This window comes from Pseudomonas sp. LBUM1651, from assembly GCF_059716135.1.
Genome location: NZ_CP166805.1, coordinates 2207100 through 2228322, shown reverse-complemented (window position 1 = coordinate 2228322; position 21223 = coordinate 2207100). Strand labels below are relative to the sequence as shown.

Sequence of the window (21223 nt, the reverse complement as noted above, 5' to 3'; positions counted from 1 at the left end):
CGCAGTTGCGCAAAGCCATAAGCCACGTCGGTCCAATAGGAAAAACATCTAAACGAATGTTGCGAATTACCACCTCTAACGCTTTGCTGGTGGAGCCCAACCATCGCAGAGCCGGAGGTGAATAGCGCCTCCCTCTGCCTCCTTTATCACCGGGAGTAAAACATGAAAATCAATCCCTACCTCATCTTCAACGGCGACTGTAAAGCCGCGTTCACCTTCTATGCCCAAGCCCTGCAAGGCCAGCTCGAAATGATGATGACCTTCGGTGAAAGCCCGGCGCGCGAGCACTTTCCGGCGGACCTGCACAACCTGATCATTCATACCCGCCTGTCGGTGGGCGACCAGGCGATCATGGGGTCGGATACCACACCTGATCGCCCCACGGATGACATGGCCGGTTGTTCGGTCTCACTGAATGTCGACAGCATTGCCGAGGCGGAGCGAGTCTTCAACGCGTTGGCCGAAGACGGCAGCGTGCAAATGCCGCTGGAAGCGACCTTCTGGGCCGCACGTTTCGGGATGCTGATCGACCGGTTTGGCGTGTCGTGGATGGTCAATTGCGAAAAGGATCAGTGACGTGCCAGGCGTGAAAAAGCCCAACCTGAAAAAGCTGGGCTTTCTCGAATCGTCGAAAATCCTTTTCACAGCTTCGCAATCGAGACCTCGGTGGATTTGACGAAAGCGATCACCTCGCTCCCCACCTTCAACTCAAGGTCTCTCACCGATCGCGTCGTGATCACCGAGGTGACGATCCCGGAGGCGGTTTGCACATCGATTTCCGAGACCACTTCGCCTTCGACGATTTCCTTGATGACGCCCTTGAACTGGTTGCGGACGTTGATCGCTTTGATGGTCATGTTGAAGCTTCCTATGTGAGGTCGAACGCATCCGAACGGATGGTCAGGCGTTCAAAGTGCACCTCACGGATTAACATTAAAAGGAATATATAATTATCTATTTATACCTTTTATGAATATAAGACATTTGCCCTGTGTGCAGCCCACGTAAAACCCGTAGGAGCCCGGCTTGCCGGCGATGACGATCTTGCCGACGCCATCGCTGCTGAGCGGCCATCCGACAAGGCCCGCTCCTACGGATTAATTCGGAATCGGGGTCGGAAAACTCTGAAATGCTCAATTTCGAAGGCGCCTCACGCCAATTCCTGTTAACCCCTGATAAGTTGCACTGACCCGGCTCCGGGGCGTTTTGTTGTGTTGGCCATGGAGGGTCATACGCAAGCGTTGCATCAACGTCCCGAAGCCTGTGCCACGCCACAGGAAAAGGAACCCTGGATGCTCAACGCAAATCCCCACGCCCGTTTCAGCCTTACGATCGACGACTTTCAACATGACCTTCAGGTGCTCAGGTTCACCGGCAAGGAAGTCATCAGCCAGCCTTACGCCTTTGAGATCAAGCTGGTCAGCGACAGGCGGGACCTGAATCAGAACGACCTGTTGCACAAACTGGCCTTTCTCGCTTTTAACGACGCCGGCGATGGCATTCACGGACAAATTCATTGCGTGAGCAAAGGCTGTCTCGGAAATGGCCTGACCCACTACAGCGTGACACTGGTGCCTCAGTTGGCGTACCTGGAGCACCGCATTAATTGCCGCATTTTTCAGCAAATGACCGTCCCGAAAATCATTGCGCAGGTGTTGGAAGACCACGGGATCCATCGTGACTTCCACCAGTTTCAACTGGGCAGCGTTTACCCGGATCGCGAGTACTGCGTTCAGTACGCGGAGTCAGATCGCCAGTTCATAGAACGCCTCTGTCAAGAAGAAGGCCTGCACTACCACTTCCAGCACAGCCGCGAAAAACATGTGATGGTGTTTGGCGACGACCAGACTGTGTTTCCCAGGCTCGACCGTCCGACACGCTATAAACACAACAATGGCATGGTCGCCGAAACGCCGGTGGTCAACCACTTTGACGTGCAAGTGAAAGCCAGCACCAGCCGCACCACTCGCCGCGATTATGACTTCAACAAAGCGCGGATTTTGCTGGAGGCCGAGAGCAGGTCTGATAATTCCAGGACTCAGCCGGATCTGGAGGATTACCAGTACCCCGGTCGTTTTACCCAGCGCGATCGCGGCAAGCTGTTGAGTCGACGCGAACAGGAGCGTCACGGCGCCGAGTGCCGTGTGGCGCGGGGTAAAAGCGATCAACCGGCGCTACTCTCCGGGCACTTCCTGCCACTGTCCGAACATCCAGACGAAGAATGGAACGACCTGTGGTTGTTGACTGAAATCGAGCATGAAGGGGAGCAACCTCAGGTCCTGCAACAGTACGCGGCCTACACCGGCACCGGCGATGAAAACAGCTTTCAGGGTTACCGGAACGAATTCCTCGCCACGCCTTGGGATGTGATCTACCGCTCGCCGTTGACCCACAACAAACCGCGCATCGCCGGCGTTCAAAGCGCCGTTGTCACCGGCCCGAAAGGCGAGGAAATTCACTGCGACGACTACGGTCGGGTCAAGGTGCAGTTCTTTTGGGATCGCGAAGGTCGCAACGACGATAAAAGCAGTTGCTGGCTGCGGGTCTCCTCCCTCCTGGCTGGCAATGCTTTTGGCGGCGTCTCCTTGCCGAGAGTAGGCATGGAGGTCCAGGTCAGTTTTCAGGAAGGCGACCCTGATCATCCCGAAATCATCGGGTGCCTCCCCAACAGCGCCAACCCGGTGCCCTACGAATTACCCGCCAACAAAACCCGCAGCGTATTCCGCTCCCGCAGCTCGCCAGACAGCACGGGGTTCAGTGAACTGCACGTTGAAGACCGTGCCGGTCAGGAATTGATTTACCTGCGCGCCCAGCGGGACATGGAACAGCGGATAGAAAACGACAGCCGTCTGGAGGTCGGCAACGAGCTGCGCACCACCGTCAGGGGCGACAGTTTTACCGTGCTGGAAGCCACGGAACACCGCACCACCACCGGTGATCGGCACACGCAGCTCAAGGCCAACGATTATCTGCAAGTTGCCGGCAACAGTCATACCCACGTTGATCAAACGATGGCCTTTAGCGCTGGCCGGGCCGTTGTTATTGAGGCTGATCTAATCATTCTGAAGGCCAGGACCAAGTTCTCGATCGAAGCCGGTGGTGAACATTTACAGGTAGGCGGCGGCGGAATATTCGGCAGCAGCGAACTCCAGATCGGTGGCGCTCCGATGCGCGTGTCTGCCGCCTCAGTCGCTGCGCCTCGGTCAGTTGATGGCTTGTCTGTGCCACCTGAACTGCCGCCTATGCTCGCGTCTTCCCAGCCCGCACTGATGGCGGCAAGCAACGCGTTGGCGGCGGACTTCTGCCCAATCTGCGAAGCCTGCCGAGATGGCGTCTGCCCAACGGAAGGAGCCGCCGTATGATCAACACACTCCCCCGCCAATGGATGAACGAACAGCGCCGCTCGGGCCATGAACTGTGCCTGGTGCTGGACTCGCAGAACGAACGCGAAACCCGTCAGCTGTTGTTGAAATCCAGCGGGCATGAGCAGTATTTGAGCGTCTACAACGGAACAACCCTCGCGAATCTGGCCGATGCCGGCCCATTTATTTTCACGCTGGATCAGTCCGGCGACAGACGCCTCGACGGCCTGCTGGATCATCCAGAACGCAATTGGGGCTGGCTCGCGAGCGTGGAAAAAGGCGCCTTGCGCGGATTTGTCAATCACTGGCAAGAACGATTGATTGTCGGGACGCGTCCCTATCAGGCGCTGTATCGCTTTCACGACAACCGAGTGTTGAGTCGAGCGCTGAAACACCTGCCGCTTGAAGAATATCCAGCCTTTCTTGGGCCGGCGATCAGCGTCTGCTACTGGGACGGCACAGCCTGGAAAACAGCTCAAAACCCTGCCCCCGGCACGTACCCCGTCCCGGACAGCCCACTCTGGTTGCGCACGCCCCTGCCCCAACCGCAGGCCTCGGAAATTCGCCGGCTCAACGCCCATCGGTACTTGCTGGCCGAGCATGTTGAGGCCTACGCCAACCTCGCCGAACAGCATGACCCTGACGTGTGGTTGCGTGAGCGCTTGGCCATGGCGGATGCGTGGGGCTGGTTGGAGCCGGAGCAGTTGGAATTTCTGTTGATTCAGAGTTTGCAGGCGCCGGGTTTTACGTTGTCGTCGCAGTGGGAGGTGCGGGGGGATGAGAGTCCGGTGGAGCATTTTGAGCGGGTGCGATTGTTGATCGATTTTTGGAAGTGGGATGGGCCGATATGAGTGGGTTCCCGGCATACACCAGAGAGAAAAACATGAAGAGTTCAATACGAAACCGATGCTGTTCCTTGATTGCCGCAGTCTTGCTGTCAACCTGCACCTCCACCTGGGCGGCGCCGACGGGGCAAGTGCAAGCCATCCCACCAAACGCGACAGAGCTACTGCGCGAAGCACAACGCCTGAACGACGAGGGATCGTGGGCCGAGGCCACTATCACGGCCCGCGTAGCCATGGAGGCAGGCCGCGAGAGTGACACCTTTAATTACGTGGACCTCGACGCTGGAGACCTGCTCGTCAACCTCCTGCACAAGCAGGGGAGATACGTCGAAACACGTAAAGCAGCCGAAGAGCGGATTGCTTACTGGGAACTCAAAGCAGCGTCCTTCGGTAGAACGGGCAGACGCGATTCCAGCATCTTGCGAATGCTTGCCATGGCCATCGAGGCAAGCATGATTGCGGGCGAAAGAACAGAGGTGGCACGCTTGCAAGAAAAGCTGTTCGAGATCGCCAGCCCGTACCCAGATTCATGGCACTTGGCGCCGGACGAACCGCGTCTGCGCTACAAGCTGGCTGACTTCTCGATGCCACTGATGCTGGGGCAGTGGAAGCTGGTGAAGTTCGATCCAGTGGATTTTCGGGAATACGCAGCGTATGCGCGCTACACACAGATTTTGGAGGGCAGCGAACTGACCGCCGAGATATCCCTGTCTTATGAGGAACTACAGCGCAAGCAGAGCCCAGCGCAACGGCAGGAATGGGTCGAATCCTACAAGAAGTTCCCCACGGCACCGGCGTTTGCTTTGCCAATGCCCGATCTACCCTTCGACGGTTTACCTTCCGTCAAAGTAGAAAGGAAATGGGGATGCGAGAGGGAGAAATGCGTCGGTGCCCATTGGATAACCCTACACGGCGACTGGAAACTGGATGTCGATGTGACTTTCCATTCGCCGGACAGGGCTCAGGTAGCAGAGCAATTGCGCCAGCTATTCGCAGCGCTGAAGTGGCCGAGCGCACCAGCTCTGTTCCGCGAACGCACAATGGCTGAGCAAATTCGTGACATGGATTCACACTGGAAGATCCCTGGAGGATGGTCCAAGGCCGCCGAGCTGGCAGAACAGGCACTTCCGAATGTCTTCTTTCCCGAGGAGATCGCTCGCGTTAACGCTTACCTCGGCGTGGCTCAGTACCGGCGCGGCGACCTCGACGCTGCCAGCAGCTCGCTTGGGTTGGCCCTGTCTGGCTGGGAGTATGTTTCTTACTTTGGAACACTCTATGAAGTGGTGCTGGATTTCGCTGCAGATCTAGCCTATCGCCAGGGCAGAGATCCTGACGCCATCGTCTGGAACCGCGCTCTAATTGACTGGCAGGACGAGTCACTCGACTGGGGTGTCCCGGGTGATGAGAATGCATTGGTTCATAATAGGAACGGCATCAAACTCCCTTTGCGTGTAGGGGACTACCGATTGAGGTTCGGCACTGCAAACCGTTTCTTCTACGAAGATCTGCAAACGCATGCACAAATCGGCTTTGCCGCGGGCTCGCCTCAGGCGAATGAAGATGAGCTTGAATCGTTATTGCGCGCCTTCATGACGAAGAAGTTTCGACTTCTTGCAGGAGAAGTACGCAAAACAAATTTCTCGCCTAAAAACGTCGGAAAATCAGGGCATCATTTTTCCAAAAAGGTCAGTGATGAAAAGCCGCAGGTAACCGGCCGCAAATGGGAGTTCGAAGTAACGAAACTCCCGGACGACGAAGGCGTATCCGCTGAGATGCCTATTGCGGCCTTCCAAGGGAAAACCCCAACAAAAATGGTGTTCTGGATCGTGCCCCGCGACAAGCACCGGTCGATATTGCGAGCGCCCATCATGGAAGGAGACCAATCCGAAACGGCGGCAAATGAGATTGCGAAAGCGCTGACGTGGTAGAGCAGGACGACGCGCCTCCAGCTGTTATGGCAGCGGGGGCCGTCGCGTTGTAGAAGTCGGAAGAAAAGCTGCTCGGCTCAAATCATCTGCCCGAGCGGCGCTAATAAGGACGTTACCCTATGACACCAACAAATTTACAGACGAAGTCGCTGCTTAGAATTTCGGCCCTAGGATTCGCCCTCGCGGCGTCTGCTAGTTGCGCCCAACAGACGGACACATTCACTTTCACCGCCGATTTACCGCCCAACTTTGCCTATAAGGCAATCGCCGAGTATGTGCCGGCCAAAGATGAAACCTGCACGGTGCCGGGGGGAAGGAATACGGCCGTCGGGTACAACATGAAGTGGCGTGAAAGTTACACACCCAATTCTGAAATTGCCATGTATCGGACGGTAAGCGGCTGTCCGCTGGTCATATCGCGCATCAAGCTAGACATCAATTCCTCTTACGGCAAAGAACGAGGCGATTTCGGTGGAGATTTCGCCACAGTCGTAATCCCCAATGAGTTGGAGGAAAAGTACAAAAGCAGCTTCAACGAAGCCGGCGAAAGTACTTTTTATGGTCAATGTCAGTGGTTATTTCGCACCTCAGGCAAGCCTCGCATCCTCCGCAAAATCCTTGACTGCAAATCAGCTGATGCAAAGGGCGAGCTGGACCGAGGCCATCCCTTTTCGGCTTACACCCTCGATCAGCTTCCAGGTAAGACCGTGAAGATGATGATCAAGTTGGCGGATGAGGAAAAACCTGGCTGGGGAGATACATGGGTCAAGGTGCCTGGTGGATGGAAACGCTGTATGGGGAAAGGCTTTGAAGACGAGCGTGCTTATTGCGATGGCAATTACACCGATTTCAGCACCTTCAAAATGGTGGACGGACGCGTCTGCACTATCTACCCCGGCTGCACGGAATAGGAGATTTCAACATGACATCATTGGGAAAAGAAATGGAGTCACGGTTGAGTAATCGCGTACTTGCCTGCCCCGTACAAGGTAAGTGGAGTAGCTTTCAACTGGTCAACGAGATTGGCTGTGGGGAGCCTTACGCTGGATTGAGCTACGTTGTTACCGATTCAGAAGGGAAGAAATACACGGGAAATCTCGACTCCACAGGCACCGCAAGAGTTGAGAGTCAATACGCAGGGCCCATTTCACTGAGGTTTGATGAGAAGTATCAGGGGGCTAATCAGCTATATAAAGATCTAAGTGCACGACCACACTACCCGCTCGAAATTACCGAACTCCAAGTACGTGCCGAGCAAACCCGATACCTGAACCCAGACGCCAGCCGCCCCCGCGAAAACCCCGCGCAAGCGTGCGCGGATGAGTTTTTCCAAGTCGAAGTACGTCACTTGGTCAAGCATGCTTCTCACCTGCCACCCGAGGTCTATCGTCATTATCCGCATAGCCCAAACCGAGCGAAAACCATGGGTGAATTCGGGAAGCTCGGCGTAGCCCTGATGCCACTCAAACACACGGTACTGGAAGTTCGCCCTTTGCGAGCACTGCAACCAATGCTGTCGACCTCCCCCGAGTTCTGTGCGTTGAATCTCTATCAGCTCGCGCTAATGGCTACCCTTAGCTACTGCCCGTTTGGCATGAAACCTGAAAAACGTCCCATCGAAAAAGGTCCAGTATCATTCCCTCTCCAACCCAGCGTTGGAAACTGGTTTGGAGATGCATTAGCGAAGTCCGATGAGCTGTGGCGTGTCGATGCATCGCAAACCAAAGCTTTCTACCCGCTGTATGAGGATGTTCCGTACTCCAAGCGACTGGAAATCGTGCCGTTCGATCCAGACCTTTATAACGTCAACAAGCCTCATCAAAGTGCCGATCAGGAAGATCCTGAGAAAATTCACTTTCTTGATGACAGAGCGCTTGGTGCTAAGGCCACCGACACCCAGGCCTTCATTACCCACAACGACGAACTGATCTTGATCGCAGTACGTGGCACCTACGAGCTTATCGCGGATGGACTGCGCGATGCCGATGCACTCCAAGTGCCGTTTGAAGCCACAGACCGCAAAGTGCACCGAGGTTTTTACGAAGCCGCGCAGAAAGCCTACGAATTCGTTGTTAATTATCTTGAAAAATTCTATGTCGGGCAGAAGCTCATCATTTGCGGCCATAGTCTCGGTGGTGCGGTGGCATTGATACTTTCGGAAATGCTGCGTCGCAGAACTGAGGGCTACACCCTCCAGCTCTACACCTACGGCGCCCCCCGCGCGGGCGATGCCAACTTCGTTACGGGCGCGAAGGACTTGGTGCATCACCGCGTCGTCAATCACAACGACCCGGTGCCGAGCGTGCCGGGAACCTGGATGGACACCAAGCCCGGTGTCTTCGCGACGGGGTTGGCTTTGACGCTTGCTAACGTGCCGGTCGGGATGTCGGTGTTTTTTACGGGCATCACGAACTGGACGGGTGAGCCCTACAATCACCATGGCAAGTTGCAGCACTTCATGCCGGTAGAGATTGAGCGTGGGAAAAAGTCCGCGTTCATGTGGGAACCCGGTTGCGACACAATCACCCAACATGCAGCGTGCTCCTTGGCGATTCAGCAGAAAAACGGGCTACCGGATCGGCCGCCATTGCTGGCGCAGATATTCCAGGCAGGGAATCATTCAATGACCGGTGGCTACGTTCCCGCATGCTGGGCGGTTTTACTGCGATGGAAGCAGGCGCACGACGAGAAACGTACGCGGATCACTGATAGCGAGTTTAAGTGGGTCAAGGATTCACTGGCACAGGCCATCACTGACCTGCGGGCGATAGAACGCGACTTAAGAGGACGTTCGGAGGCTTACGCTCGCACCCAGGAGAACAACATCCGCGCACTCGGCCTTGAAAAGAGCAGGATTGAGACCACCGTCGCACGCCTGGATAGCATTCATCCTCAGAGGATTAGCGCACAAGCGCTTTACGGATCGCTGTCAGAACAGCCAGAGGAGCTCATGAAAAACATCGATCGCTGGCTGGCGCATCCTGAGAACCAGGTCAAGGAACCGTTGGCCATGGCGCCGGAAGACCCTGAGGGGGACGCGCTGACGGCTTCGATCTATGGGCACACGATCGGGGCACCGTACACGCTGGATATCGATTCAATCTGTTAAACACCCCCGTGTTTAAAAGCCTCGCCGGTTACTTCGCGAAAGCTACAGCGCCTTGCGTCATTGCCTACGGGTACGCCAGAATCCGCCGGCTTGTGCGCCTTGGGCCTGGGCTCTATCGTTTGCCGGTCGCTGAAAAAATCAGCGATCGGGTTTGGTAGCCCGGAGTACTGCGTACAACGCTCCATTATGCTGACGCCCGTTCAGGTCGTGGCTTTTATGGTGGTCGTGCGCAGGGCCTTTTCGGAGGCGCCGGTTCCAGTACTCCGGTCTACCAACCTGCGCCTGGCCACCACCCTTCGTTTGGTAGCGAAAGTGATGGCTCCATTTATTCAGTACTGGAGTTCCATCTATGCCTAAGCCAACACCCAATCCGCCAGAAACCGATTCAACATCCCCCTCCAAAAATTTCGACCCGGAAAAACGCCACGAAGACCCCGACCGCATCCCCTCCCACGCCGACATCCGGGCCACCCCACGAACACCGAGCACGATGTACATCCTCGATCCGCACATCAACACCGAAGACCTTTTGGGACACGCTTGCGTATCACTGGCATCAGCCCATGTCATGACCATGGACCTGGCGGACCTTACGCACGGGCCGAGTCTCAATACCCTGTTGGGCATTGCTCAGATCATCATGCTGGCTGAACTCGACGTAAACCGGGCGCTGGATCAACTCGACAGCCCGAAATAGCCGAGCCTGAACGCCCATGAAAAAGCCCAACCTGAAAAGGTCGGGCTTTTTCATTTATTCGCGGGTATCCATCATCTTGTCAGCGAGCGCCTTGGCTCTTTCAATCAACAGATTCTGCCTGTCCTCATGAGTGGCCCCTCCTACAACCGGCGCCGTCAGATTGCTTTCCGCAATCAGCGCAGCGCAGAAATATTGATCCCAGACAGCTTTGTCCGCGGACGTCTGTGCGGTCGTTCGGTCGGCAATCATATTGCGGCTCCTTTTGATGAAGTAGCCCTGCCAGTTTACGCCCGATTTATAACCAGCAACCGACCACCATTCGTCGCCTGAAAACGCCCGTCAAGAAATTGTAACCACCTCTGGCTCAGGCTTTGCAAACGCTGGCCGTAGCCGCCCCGGAACGACGGAATTCTGACGTGGCGGCCAATCAATCAATACTTATGGACGCCAGCGATACGCTGGGTCCGTCACCCGGAGATGTAACGTGTCAACTCTCAATGAAATCGCAGCGAACCACGCGAAAATGGCGAAAAAACTGGCGGGAGAGTCGACCGAAATGTGTGAGCGACAGCCGCTGGTGGTGGGTGGGTTTGAGGTCACTTCCGTTGATGAGCAACCCCATGTGCCCATGCATCTCATCGTTGCCGGGCAGGACAACCACCTCGTCCAGGCTGCTGGCTACTTGCCCTGAGCGTGCCTGTTCCGGGGAGGTGACGTCCTGCCACCTTTGACTCACCCCCCGGATCCTGGTGTCAGCGGAGGACTCCGATCCTAATTCCTCTCATTGGCTCGTCCAATCTCTTCCCGAGTGGGCATCGTCCAATCCGAGGCTCTTCTTTCATGGATCGAGTCCTCGCGTTTAAAACCATCGTAGGTGAACAGCAACAGGTAGAACGCGAACGCCGCTGCGCTCTACCAATAGTGCCATTCACGTTACGTCACTGAACCACTGGTTTTCGTGTACAGGTAGATTGGAGTAACCGGCGCGACAATGCGTGCCGGCCACTTCAATTACCGCTGTTTCACTTTTTGATGGACACAATCGTGGCTCTGCCACCCTCTAACCGAAAGGAAAACGACACTCGGTCTCCAGACGTCAGCCCTGTCAGCTGATCTTCTGTCACGGAAAAGGCCATGGTCATCGGCGGCCATTGCACGGCGGGAACAGCGCCGTGGGAGATGGTCACAGTGTGCTTAGTTGTATCGATAGCCTTGATCGTTCCTTCGGCATTGGCTACCGGGGCCTGCTTTGTTTCCTGCTTCATCTGCATGCCCTCCATACCGTCCATTTTCATGCCCGGCATGTCCTCTGCCAGGGCCGAAAAAGACAGCGTAACTACGGTGCTTGCAACGGCGATCAGGGTCAGTTTCATATGACTTTTCCTTGAGGGGTGGTGGTTTCAACTGGGAGGCGCCGGCGGCGCATCAAGCGGTAGGCTGCCGGAATGACAAACAGGGAAAGCAAGGGCGCGGTGACCATACCCCCGACCATCGGCGCGGCGATGCGGCTCATCACTTCGCTGCCAGTACCGCTGCCCAACAGGATGGGTAACAGACCGGCAATGATGACCGCCACAGTCATGGCTTTGGGTCGCACGCGCTGCACGGCGCCTTCACGAATGGCCGCAACCAGCCCGCGCTCAGTGTTGTCGCCGAGGTCTTCACGTTCGGCCCAGGCTTTCTTCAGGTAGAGCAGCATGATCACGCCAAATTCGGCGGAAACACCGGCCAAGGCGATAAAGCCGACCCCGGTGGCGACTGACAGGTTGAACCCCAACAGATATAGGAACCATGCTCCGCCAGTCAGTGCGAATGGCAGAGTGGCCATGATCAGCAAGGCCTCATCGAAGCGGGCAAAAGTCAGGTAGAGCAGCACGAAGATGATCAACAGCGTGGCAGGCACCACCAGTTTGAGTCGGGCGTTGGCCCGCTCCAGAAATTCGAATTGCCCTGAGTAATTCAGGCTCATACCGGGCTGCAACTTGACCTGCTCACTGACGACCCGGCGTAGATCGGCGACCACCGAGGCAATGTCCCGACCCCGCACATCGATGTACACCCAGCCCGAAGGCCGTGCGTTCTCGCTCTTGAGCATTGGTGGGCCGTCCGTGACTTTGACCTTCGCCACTGTGCCGAGGGTGATCTGACTCCCTGACGGGGTGTAGATCGGCAATTGCTCCAAGGCACCGAGCGAGTCACGCCACTCACGGGGGTAGCGTACGTTGATCGGGAAGCGTGCGAGTCCTTCAATGGTCTCGCCGACGTTTTCACCGCCGATAGCGCCGGCCACGATGGACTGCACATCGGCGATATTCAGTCCGTAGCGACCGGCGGCTTTGCGGTCGATATCCACGTCGATATAGCGGCCACCGGTCAGACGCTCGGCCAGAGCCGAACTGACGCCGGGCACGCCCTTGGCCACTCGCTCAACCGCCTGAGTCGCGGCATCGATCTCCGCTAGGTTGGTGCCGGCAACTTTCACTCCGATGGGACTCTTGATCCCAGTGGCCAGCATGTCGATACGGTTGCGAATCGGTGGTATCCAGATATTCGTCAGCCCGGGGACTCGTACCACTCGATCCAGTTCTTCCACCAACTTTTCCTGGGTCATGCCTGGACGCCATTGCTCGTGCGGCTTGAATTGGATGGTGGTTTCGAACATCTCCAGCGGTGCCGGGTCGGTGGCGGTTTCAGCGCGGCCGGCTTTACCAAAGACGTGTTCAACCTCTGGCACGGTCTTGATCAGGCGGTCGGTCTGTTGCAGTAGTTGCGCGGCCTTCTGCGCCGACAATCCCGGCAGAGCTGAAGGCATATAGAGCAGGTCGCCCTCGTCCAACGGGGGGAGAAACTCGCCACCCAAGCGAGACATTGGCCATAGCGCACTGACAAAAACCAATAGCGCCACCAGCAGCGTGATCTTTGGTCGACGCAAGACTACGTCCAGGGCGGGCTGATAGATCCGAATCAACCACCGGTTCAACGGGTTCTGATGTTCACTGGGAATTCGTCCTCGAATCCAGTAGCCCATCAGCACTGGCACCAAGGTCACTGACAATCCCGCCGCTGCGGCCATGGCGTAGGTCTTGGTGAAAGCCAAAGGGCCGAACAGCCGTCCTTCCTGAGCTTCCAGGGTGAACACCGGAATGAACGACAGGGTGATGATCAACAAACAGAAGAACAGCGCCGGGCCTACCTCTGCCGCCGCTTCGGTCATTACATGCCAATGACGTTCACCATTCAGTTCTTCCCCCGGATTGGCCGCGTGCCATGCCTCAATCTTCTTGTGGGCGTTCTCGATCATCACCACGGCGGCATCGACCATGGCGCCGATGGCGATGGCTATCCCGCCCAAGGACATGATGTTGGCGTTGATGCCCTGGTAGCGCATGACAATGAAGGCAATCAACACACCAACAGGCAAGGAGATGATCGCCACCAGGGATGAGCGCAGGTGCCAGAGGAAGATCCCACACACCAACGCGACGACGATGAACTCTTCGATTAGCTTGTGGCTGAGATTTTCCACAGCGCGGTCGATCAGCTTGCTGCGGTCGTAGGTGGTGACGATTTCCACCCCGGCCGGCAGGCTGCTTTTCAGTTCGTCGAGTTTGGTCTTGACCGCCGCAATGGTCTCGCGAGCGTTCTTGCCGCTGCGCAAAATCACCACGCCGCCGACGGTCTCGCCTTCGCCGTCGAGTTCAGTAATGCCACGCCGCATTTCCGGCCCCAACTGAATCGTGGCGACATCGCCAAGGGTCACCGGAACACCGCCCGAGCCCAGCTTGAGCGGGATCGCACGAAAGTCATTAAGCGTCTTCAAGTATCCGGAAGCCCGCACGATGAACTCGGTCTCTGCCATCTCCAGCACCGCGCCACCGGTTTCCTGGTTGGCCTTGCCGATAGCTTCGGTCACCTCAGCCTGAGTAATACCGAGACTGGCCAGTTTGAGCGGATCAAGCTGCACCTGGTACTGCTTGACCATGCCTCCCACGGTGGCCACTTCCGCAACGTTGGGCAGGGTCTTGAGTTCGAACTTGAGGAACCAATCCTGAAGTGCGCGTAGCTGCGCCAGATCGTGTCCTCCACTGCGATCCACCAGTGCGTACTGATAGATCCAGCCCACGCCCGTCGCATCCGGTCCCAACGCCGGCTTGGCGCTGGCCGGCAACCGACTTTGTATTTGGCTCAGATACTCCAACACCCGCGAGCGAGCCCAGTACAAGTCAGTGCCGTCTTCGAACAGCACATAAACGAAGCTGTCGCCGAAGAAGGAATAACCACGCACGGTCTTGGCTCCCGGTACTGAGAGCATGGTGGTGGCCAACGGATAGGTCACCTGGTTCTCGACAATCTGCGGTGCTTGTCCCGGAAAAGGGGTGCGGATGATTACCTGAACATCGGAGAGATCTGGCAGCGCATCGATGGGCGTGCTCTGCACTGACCAAATGCCCCAAGCCGTGACAAACAGCGTCGCCAGTAGCACCAGGAATCGGTTGGCCACTGACCAACGAATCAGGGCAGCAATCATGGCTGGCTCCCCGATTTATCCAGACGCTCGACACGCAAACCATCATCGGTCTGGCTCACCGCAATCCGAACCTTATCGCCCGCTTTGAGGCCCTGCATCAACGCCGGACTAGCGAGCGGGAACGTCATCGTCATACCAGGCATGCCCAGAGTCTTGAAAGGACCATGGGCAAGCGTGACTTCTTTATCGTTGATCTCAACGATCTGCCCATCCGCTTCATGAAAGCTGGAGGCTGCTGCGCTGGGTGGTGACTCTTCCTCTGTGCTTGCAACGATGCCCTTGAGGCTAGCCTCCGAGTCGAGCAGGAACTGGCCAGAGGTAACCACCTTCTGGCCTTCTTCCAGACCTTTCAATATCGCCGTCTTGCCATCGCTTTCCTGCCCGAGTTGCACCTCCACGGGACGGTAGCGGCCGGCGTCTTCGGCAAGCATCACCAGAGCACGTCGGCCCGTGCGAATGACGGCTTCGCTCGGCACCCACAACACACTTTGCCCGGTCGAACGATTCAGGCGTACCTGCGCCGTCAAACCCGGCCTGAGGCGCCCGTCCGGATTGGGTAGTTCCACCCGCACACGAAGGGTGCGGCTGTCCGGATTGGTCTCGGGCAAAATCGCGCTGACCTTGCCACTGAGCGTTGTCCCCGGGAAGGCTGGCAGACGCGCTTCGACACCCTGCCCCACGGTGATAGATCCGGAATCCGATTCTGGAACGGCCACGGCTAGCCAGACACTGCTCAAGCCATTGACGCGTGCCAGAGTATCGCCAGTCGCCACGGTCATTCCCGCACGTACATTCAATTCTTGCAGCACACCGGCAATGGGGCTGGTGAGCGTCAGGTAGGGCTGAACCTTACCGCCACGCTCTACCTCAGTAATCAGTGCTGCCGGCATCCCTGTGAGCCGCAGTCGTTGTCGGGCCGCAGCCAACAAGTCAGCATCTCCATTGCGCCTAAGCGCAAGAAACTCTGTCTGGGCAGCGGCCCACTCAGGCACCAGGATATCCGCCAACGCCGCGTTGGCTTTGAGTACATCGCCGGGAGCATGGGCATAGACCCGCTCCACAAAGCCAGTGGTGCGTGCCTGAATCACAGCGACATCACGTTCGTTGAACGTCAAGGCACCTGTCACGTCGAGGCTCGAATCAAAGATCCCACGAGTGACAGTCGCAAAACGCAGACCGAGATTCTGGGTCAGACCTGGATCGATACTGACGATCGCCCGATCCCCTGCGCCGCTGGCGTATTGGGGGACCAGTTGCATGTCCATGAAGGGGGACTTACCTGGCTTATCGAACTTTTGCTGCGGGTACATGGGGTCGTACCAATAGAGCGCTTTGCGTTCGCCCGGTGAATTGAGGTTCTGCTCCGGGGCGTTACTGCGTACTCCGCTCATGCGCTGATAAGCGAACCAGTAACCACCGGCAACACCCAATGCCAGCGAGATGCCTAGCAACAATGCCCCGTTCCATTTTTTAAGGATCATTGGCTGGACTCCCCATAAGCAAAATACAGTCGCGCACTGGTCAGCGCTCGCTGCTCTTCCACGTCGATCTGTTTGAGACGGGCCTCGATGAGTTCACGACGGGCGGCAACAACGGCGTTCAAATCGCCTTTGCCGGAACGATAACTGGCGATGCTGAGTTCGACCTTTTCCTTGGCCAGCGGCAACAGGCTTTCCTGGTTTCGGCGCACGGCACGATTCAGGCGTTCATAGTCAGCCAGTTCGTTTTCCAGTTGCTGAGTGTGCTCGCGTGACAGGGCTTCGCGCTCGGCCTCAAGCTGACTGAGTTCAGCCTGTTTGGCTGCGATTTTGGGGTTTTGGCGAGAGTCAGGAAACAGCGGTAGATCCCAGGAAAATTGCACGCTGACCATATCGCCAAACTCACGGCCACGGCGCTGATAATCCAGCTCCCAGCTCCAGTCCGACTGTTTCTCCGACACGGCTTCACGAACCTTGGCTTGCGCTTCACGGGTCATCGGCGCAAACGCTGCCAACTCGGGATGGTGTTGCAGTTTATGAGAGTAGCTCGAGGTATCGACGGGCCACTCCGGCAAGCTGCCCACAGGCTTGTCGTTGGCGGCGGAACCAATCCAGCGTTTGAGGGCTGCTCGGGCCTGTGCTCTCTGGAGAATCAGATCGTCCTGTTGCTCCGCCAGTTGAGCCGCTTCCTGCTTAGGTGTCACCGCATCGGAGGGTTGAGCACGACCACCGGCAATCTGGGCCCGGACGGTATCGGTCAACAGGCGGTTTTCTTTGTAGAAGTCCTGGAACAGCGCATCTTTGCGCTCAACCGAGTAGCTGCTGATCCAGGCTAACGCCGTGGACTGGCGTACCTTCAGACGTTCGACTCGACGCTCCGCAGCGGCTCGATCAATGGCCGCATCGGCGACCTCGACGCGCGCTTTGCGCTTATCGCTGTTGGGCATCTCTTGCCTGACCCCGACCATTTGCATGGTCATGAAGTCCTGGTCGATGCTCCAGCGATCCGGACCACCAATGGGGTAGTTCTGCACACCCAGCAGCAGTTTGGGGTCAGGTAGCTCACCGGCTGGAATAGCCGCGCTGCTGGCTGCCTGAATTTTGGCGTCTTGTGCAGTCAGCGACGGTGCATTGTTTTCGGCCAGCCGCAACGCTTCATCGAGTGTCAATGCGGCAGCGAAGCTCGGCAATGCCAGTACGCTTGCCGCCAGACCGGCCACGAGGGACCAGCCTGTGCAATAGCACTTGGAGTTCATGTTTACGATTCCTGTGATCATCCACTGCACGCGTCAAAAGACATGCGCACAGCTAGTCCATCCCGCTAATGCGGAATGCGGCTCAATGTGGGACAGGGATCAAACGCGAGGCGGTCGCCATACCCCGGACGGGGTCTGTACGGGTAGGGAATCGATGAAGAAGGAAAGCACTACAGGGCTGAATACAGTTACAGGAGGCTTGAAGATCGAGACTTGCAGCATGCCGCCCGTCTTGCATTCCTGACCCGGTTTACAAGGTTTGCCATGCTCGGTAGGGCTTTTCATATCGTGGCAGCAGTCCATCCCCATGTCGCCCATCATCGCCATGCCCATCGTCTTCATTGGGCAAGGTTCTGTCGGTGCCTGAACGCCCGCCATCCCGCTGAGGGGAAGCGCCAAGCTGATCATGAAGATGAGGCAAAACCGCAGATAACGTTTCATGGGCTGGAGTGTAGTCGCTGAAAATGGCTCTTACAATTGGACGCAGAGCATAAACAATCTGCCGAAAGGCCTAACTCAGGCGATATCACCGAACCTGAATTAAGCCAGCATTACCGGCACAAAGTTGAAACAACCAACGAGTCTGATTCCAGACTAGGCAGCACTCAAACCAATCCAGCCGTGAACCCCCACGTAAAGTCCGACACCGATGATCAATACGCTGGACAGATAAGGTGCGCGACGCGCAACTGCGCCAAGCCAAGGCCAGCGATTGGAAGCTTGTTTAGCACCAATGGCCGCCGCCGCACCGACGGATACCAATGTAAGCGCCAAACCAAGGCTGAAACACAGGACCAGCACGCCTCCCAAGGCGACTTCCTTGACCTGAAGGCAGAGCAGCAGAACGGTAATAGCCGCTGGGCAAGGAATCAGCCCCCCGGTCAACCCGAACATAATGATCTGGCCAGTGGTGACCTCACGATTGGTAAAGCGCTTACGGATATCGTTGGCATGGGCGCGTTCATGTGCATCCTGATACCCATCTATCGACAGTTCCAGGCCTTCCAGCTCGGAGTGTTCGTGACTGTGTCCGTGCTCTTGGTAATCCAGATCGTAATCATGGGAATGGCCCACATGCCCAAGACTCAAGCGAGCACTAAACTCATGAGGCTCAGGAATGTCGACGGTCGATTCCAGGAAACCTTCGCGCTCGACGAACGAGAACTCTTGAATGCTGCCATCTGAGCGGGTAGTCGTCAGTCGAACCTCTGCCGCTGACCAGGCATGTCCACTCAACGCCTTCATGCGCCAGTGTGGGGGCATTCCCTGTTCGAAAATCGCCATTTCGATCCGCCCGTGACCCGTATCAATGTGCTGAGTCTCATCGTGATGACCATGGTCATGGTCGCCGTGGTGGTGATCATCACCTTGCTCGAACTTGAACATCTGTTCGCCGCGCCAGGTACGCCACAGCATCCAGAGCGCAATCAGAATGATCAGCGCGGAGGACGCGAGCTGGAAGTACGGCTCAGTCGTTCGGGCGTCCAGACTTTTGCCCAAATACATGCCACCGATGGCAACTAACCACACCACTGCCGTGTGCGAGAGCGTTGCGGCCAAGCCCAGCAAAACGGCCTGTTTCACCGATCCACGGATGGCGACGATGAACGCCGCCATCATGGTCTTTGAATGGCCGGGCTCAAGCCCGTGCAACGCACCTAGCAGTATCGCGCTCGGGAAGTAGAGCCACGCGTGGGTGCCGCCCTGTTGAAGCAGTTCTGCAAAATTTGGCATGACAGGATCTACTTCGAATAACGACGGATGGCTTCAAGCAACTCTTCGACACCTTTAGCGCGCTCTTCATCGCTCAATTCAGGGTTCGCGACGTGAGCGTGCGCGTGAGCTTCGATAATTTCATCCATCAGGCCGTTCATTGCCCCGCGTGTGGCCGCGACAAGATGCAGCGTTTTGGCACAGTCCGCGTCCGACTCCAGCGCTCGCTCTATAGCCTGAACCTGACCGGCGATACGCCGAACACGCTTCAACAGGTCGTCTTTTTGCCCATGAACATGCGACATACCATACCCACCTATCCTATATTGATGCGCATATTCACTCAGAAACCAGGCATTCGCAAGCCAGCATTCGAGTGGGTCGCGGCCAAAGCTGCGGGTGAAGCTGACAAAACCGTAATCTTTGGCTCAGCCTTCTGAAAGGTTGCACCCATTACCATCTTCATCGAACTTGGCAGCATCTCCTGTTTGCTCTGTCATCTGACTGACTGGGAACAAAGCGTCATGCGACCTGAAACATCAAGACGAAACTTTGTGAAGGGGCTCGCCGCCGCCGGGATTCTCGGCGGCCTCGGGCTATGGCGCACACCTGTCTGGGCGATCACCAGCCCCGGCGAGGCGAATGTCCTGGCCGGTACCGATTTCGACCTGTTCATCGGCGAAACCCCGGTCAACATCACCGGCAACCCGCGCACCGCGATGACCATCAATGGCGGCATACCCGGCCCCCTGCTGCGCTGGCGCGAAGGTGACACGGTCACGTTGCGGGTGAGGAACAAACTCAACTCCGACACCTCAATTCACTGGCACGGCATCCTGCTGCCGGCCAACATGGACGGTGTGCCGGGCCTGAGCTTTCATGGCATTGAACCGGGTGGGATGTATGTCTATCAATTCAAGGTCCGGCAGAACGGCACTTACTGGTATCACAGTCATTCGGGGTTTCAGGAACAGTCCGGCGTTTACGGCCCGTTGGTGATCGATGCGAAGGAGCCGGAGCCGTTCCAGTACGACCGAGATTACGTGGTTATGCTGACCGACTGGACCGACGAAGACGCGGTCGGCCTGATGAAGACGTTGAAAAAACAGTCGGATTACTACAACTACAACAAGCGCACCGTGGGCGACTTCATCCACGACGTCAGTGAAAAAGGTTGGGGCTCCACGGTCGCAGATCGAAAAATGTGGGCTGAAATGAAGATGAATCCCACGGACCTGGCCGACGTCAGCGGCGCGACTTACACCTACTTGATGAACGGTCAGTCGCCTGACATGAACTGGACGGGGGTATTCCGGCCTGGCGAGAAACTGCGCCTACGCTTTATCAACGGCTCCGCCATGACCTACTTCGACGTACGCATTCCCGGTCTGAAAATGACGGTGGTCGCCGCAGACGGTCTGCACGTCAAACCGGTGAGCGTCGACGAGTTTCGCATCGCGGTGGCGGAGACGTTCGATGTGATTGTCGAGCCGACCCAGGATGCCTACACCTTGTTCGCCCAGTCGATGGATCGCACTGGCTATGCCTGTGGCACGCTGGCGGTGAAGATGGGTGTATCCGCGCCGATACCACCACTAGACCCGAGGCCGCTGGTGACCATGGATGACATGGGTATGGGCGGTATGGATCACGGCGGTATGGGTGGCGACATGGCGGGCATGGATCACAGCCAGATGACGGGTATGGACCACAGCTCAATGCAAGGCATGGATAGCATGTCCGGCATGGATCACAGCGGTATGGCTGGAATGGGCGAAATGCAGTCCCACCCCGCGACGGAAAGCAACAATCCGTTGGTGGACATGCAAGCCATGACCACCTCACCCAAGCTTGATGACCCTGGCCTCGGCCTGCGTGACAACGGTCGTCGCGTCCTAACCTATTCCGACCTGCGCAGCACCTTCGAAGACCCGGACGGCCGCGACCCCAGCCGCACCATAGAACTGCACCTCACTGGCCACATGGAGAAGTTCGCCTGGTCGTTCAACGGCGTGAAGTTCTCCGACGCCGAACCGCTGCGCCTCAAGTACGGCGAGCGAATCCGCATCGTGCTGGTCAACGACACGATGATGACCCACCCCATCCACCTGCACGGCATGTGGAGCGACCTTGAAGACGAGAACGGCCAGTTCATGGTGCGCAAACACACCATCGACATGCCGCCAGGCTCACGGCGCAGTTATCGGGTGACCGCCGACGCGCTCGGCCGCTGGGCCTATCACTGCCACCTCCTGTACCACATGGAAATGGGCATGTTCCGTGAAGTTCGCGTGGAAGAATGAGGCG

Annotated in this window: 18 protein-coding genes; 9 read left to right on the top strand and 9 right to left on the bottom strand. The window is 57.1% G+C overall.

What is annotated here, in order from left to right; genetic code table 11:
- Positions 1 to 162: 162 nt before the first annotated feature.
- A complete protein-coding gene (locus tag ACA066_RS10325; RefSeq protein ID WP_497699101.1) occupies positions 163 to 576 on the top strand; it encodes a VOC family protein in 414 nt (137 codons plus the stop codon).
- A 65-nt stretch (positions 577 to 641) separates the two neighbouring features.
- Here the strand turns inward: ACA066_RS10325 and ACA066_RS10320 are convergent, their stop codons facing one another.
- Entirely contained in the window at positions 642 to 857 is a 216-nt protein-coding gene (locus ACA066_RS10320) for a TOBE domain-containing protein (protein WP_038983759.1), read from the bottom strand.
- A 435-nt stretch (positions 858 to 1292) separates the two neighbouring features.
- On the opposite strand from ACA066_RS10320, the gene ACA066_RS10315 reads away from it, so the two are divergent.
- From ACA066_RS10315 to ACA066_RS10290, 6 genes are all read left to right on the top strand, one after another.
- Complete coding sequence (locus ACA066_RS10315; RefSeq protein WP_497699100.1) at positions 1293 to 3362, top strand: type VI secretion system Vgr family protein; 2070 nt, start codon at positions 1293 to 1295, stop codon at positions 3360 to 3362.
- Entirely contained in the window at positions 3359 to 4213 is an 855-nt protein-coding gene (locus ACA066_RS10310; RefSeq protein ID WP_497699099.1) for a DUF4123 domain-containing protein, read from the top strand. The genes ACA066_RS10315 and ACA066_RS10310 overlap by 4 nt, the downstream gene beginning before the upstream one ends.
- A gap of 32 nt (positions 4214 to 4245) precedes the next feature.
- Entirely contained in the window at positions 4246 to 6135 is a 1890-nt protein-coding gene (locus ACA066_RS10305) for a hypothetical protein (protein ID WP_497699098.1), read from the top strand.
- Positions 6136 to 6254: 119 nt separating this feature from the next.
- A complete protein-coding gene (locus ACA066_RS10300; RefSeq protein WP_497699097.1) occupies positions 6255 to 7046 on the top strand; it encodes a hypothetical protein in 792 nt (263 codons plus the stop codon).
- An 11-nt stretch (positions 7047 to 7057) separates the two neighbouring features.
- A complete protein-coding gene (locus tag ACA066_RS10295; protein WP_497699096.1) occupies positions 7058 to 9244 on the top strand; it encodes a lipase family protein in 2187 nt (728 codons plus the stop codon).
- Between the two features lie 349 nt (positions 9245 to 9593).
- Positions 9594 to 9941 carry a DUF6124 family protein gene (locus ACA066_RS10290; RefSeq protein ID WP_497699095.1) on the top strand — a complete coding sequence of 116 codons (348 nt, stop codon included), beginning with the start codon at positions 9594 to 9596 and terminating at the stop codon, positions 9939 to 9941.
- A gap of 54 nt (positions 9942 to 9995) precedes the next feature.
- Here the strand turns inward: ACA066_RS10290 and ACA066_RS10285 are convergent, their stop codons facing one another.
- Positions 9996 to 10190: a hypothetical protein gene (locus ACA066_RS10285; protein ID WP_497699094.1), complete on the bottom strand. Its 195-nt coding sequence runs from the start codon at positions 10188 to 10190 to the stop codon at positions 9996 to 9998.
- Between the two features lie 235 nt (positions 10191 to 10425).
- On the opposite strand from ACA066_RS10285, the gene ACA066_RS10280 reads away from it, so the two are divergent.
- The gene (locus ACA066_RS10280; RefSeq protein WP_214382263.1) at positions 10426 to 10632 is read left to right on the top strand and encodes a hypothetical protein; all 207 of its coding nucleotides are present in this window, start codon (positions 10426 to 10428) and stop codon (positions 10630 to 10632) included.
- 331 nt (positions 10633 to 10963) lie between these two features.
- Here the strand turns inward: ACA066_RS10280 and ACA066_RS10275 are convergent, their stop codons facing one another.
- From ACA066_RS10275 to ACA066_RS10245, 7 genes are all read right to left on the bottom strand, one after another.
- Positions 10964 to 11314: a copper-binding protein gene (locus ACA066_RS10275; RefSeq protein WP_497699093.1), complete on the bottom strand. Its 351-nt coding sequence runs from the start codon at positions 11312 to 11314 to the stop codon at positions 10964 to 10966.
- A complete protein-coding gene (locus ACA066_RS10270) occupies positions 11311 to 14469 on the bottom strand; it encodes an efflux RND transporter permease subunit (RefSeq protein WP_497699092.1) in 3159 nt (1052 codons plus the stop codon). The genes ACA066_RS10275 and ACA066_RS10270 overlap by 4 nt, the downstream gene beginning before the upstream one ends.
- Positions 14466 to 15950 carry an efflux RND transporter periplasmic adaptor subunit gene (locus ACA066_RS10265; protein WP_497699091.1) on the bottom strand — a complete coding sequence of 495 codons (1485 nt, stop codon included), beginning with the start codon at positions 15948 to 15950 and terminating at the stop codon, positions 14466 to 14468. The genes ACA066_RS10270 and ACA066_RS10265 overlap by 4 nt, the downstream gene beginning before the upstream one ends.
- Positions 15947 to 17203 carry a TolC family protein gene (locus ACA066_RS10260; RefSeq protein ID WP_497699090.1) on the bottom strand — a complete coding sequence of 419 codons (1257 nt, stop codon included), beginning with the start codon at positions 17201 to 17203 and terminating at the stop codon, positions 15947 to 15949. Before ACA066_RS10260 ends, ACA066_RS10265 begins: the two co-directional genes overlap by 4 nt.
- 99 nt (positions 17204 to 17302) lie before the next feature.
- Entirely contained in the window at positions 17303 to 17644 is a 342-nt protein-coding gene (locus tag ACA066_RS10255) for a hypothetical protein (RefSeq protein ID WP_497699089.1), read from the bottom strand.
- Between the two features lie 153 nt (positions 17645 to 17797).
- Positions 17798 to 18937, bottom strand: a complete 1140-nt coding sequence (locus ACA066_RS10250; protein ID WP_497699088.1) for a nickel/cobalt efflux protein RcnA — start codon at positions 18935 to 18937, stop codon at positions 17798 to 17800.
- 8 nt (positions 18938 to 18945) lie between these two features.
- On the bottom strand, positions 18946 to 19221 hold the full coding sequence (locus ACA066_RS10245) for a metal/formaldehyde-sensitive transcriptional repressor (RefSeq protein WP_461981654.1): 276 nt from the start codon (positions 19219 to 19221) through the stop codon (positions 18946 to 18948).
- A gap of 219 nt (positions 19222 to 19440) precedes the next feature.
- Here ACA066_RS10245 and ACA066_RS10240 point away from each other — a divergent pair, with 219 nt between their 5' ends.
- Positions 19441 to 21219 (top strand): copper resistance system multicopper oxidase, encoded by a 1779-nt coding sequence (locus ACA066_RS10240; protein WP_497699087.1) that lies wholly within the window; start codon positions 19441 to 19443, stop codon positions 21217 to 21219.
- Positions 21220 to 21223: the final 4 nt, after the last annotated feature.

Bases quoted from the DNA above. Each gene is read 5' to 3' on its own strand.
- ACA066_RS10325 (WP_497699101.1), top strand. From the start codon at position 163: ATGAAAATCAATCCCTACCTCATCTTCAACGGCGACTGTAAAGCCGCG.
- ACA066_RS10320 (WP_038983759.1), bottom strand. From the start codon at position 857: ATGACCATCAAAGCGATCAACGTCCGCAACCAGTTCAAGGGCGTCATC.
- ACA066_RS10315 (WP_497699100.1), top strand. From the start codon at position 1,293: ATGCTCAACGCAAATCCCCACGCCCGTTTCAGCCTTACGATCGACGAC.
- ACA066_RS10310 (WP_497699099.1), top strand. From the start codon at position 3,359: ATGATCAACACACTCCCCCGCCAATGGATGAACGAACAGCGCCGCTCG.
- ACA066_RS10305 (WP_497699098.1), top strand. From the start codon at position 4,246: ATGAAGAGTTCAATACGAAACCGATGCTGTTCCTTGATTGCCGCAGTC.
- ACA066_RS10300 (WP_497699097.1), top strand. From the start codon at position 6,255: ATGACACCAACAAATTTACAGACGAAGTCGCTGCTTAGAATTTCGGCC.
- ACA066_RS10295 (WP_497699096.1), top strand. From the start codon at position 7,058: ATGACATCATTGGGAAAAGAAATGGAGTCACGGTTGAGTAATCGCGTA.
- ACA066_RS10290 (WP_497699095.1), top strand. From the start codon at position 9,594: ATGCCTAAGCCAACACCCAATCCGCCAGAAACCGATTCAACATCCCCC.
- ACA066_RS10285 (WP_497699094.1), bottom strand. From the start codon at position 10,190: ATGATTGCCGACCGAACGACCGCACAGACGTCCGCGGACAAAGCTGTC.
- ACA066_RS10275 (WP_497699093.1), bottom strand. From the start codon at position 11,314: ATGAAACTGACCCTGATCGCCGTTGCAAGCACCGTAGTTACGCTGTCT.
- ACA066_RS10270 (WP_497699092.1), bottom strand. From the start codon at position 14,469: ATGATTGCTGCCCTGATTCGTTGGTCAGTGGCCAACCGATTCCTGGTG.
- ACA066_RS10265 (WP_497699091.1), bottom strand. From the start codon at position 15,950: ATGATCCTTAAAAAATGGAACGGGGCATTGTTGCTAGGCATCTCGCTG.
- ACA066_RS10260 (WP_497699090.1), bottom strand. From the start codon at position 17,203: ATGAACTCCAAGTGCTATTGCACAGGCTGGTCCCTCGTGGCCGGTCTG.
- ACA066_RS10255 (WP_497699089.1), bottom strand. From the start codon at position 17,644: ATGAAACGTTATCTGCGGTTTTGCCTCATCTTCATGATCAGCTTGGCG.
- ACA066_RS10250 (WP_497699088.1), bottom strand. From the start codon at position 18,937: ATGCCAAATTTTGCAGAACTGCTTCAACAGGGCGGCACCCACGCGTGG.
- ACA066_RS10245 (WP_461981654.1), bottom strand. From the start codon at position 19,221: ATGTCGCATGTTCATGGGCAAAAAGACGACCTGTTGAAGCGTGTTCGG.
- ACA066_RS10240 (WP_497699087.1), top strand. From the start codon at position 19,441: ATGCGACCTGAAACATCAAGACGAAACTTTGTGAAGGGGCTCGCCGCC.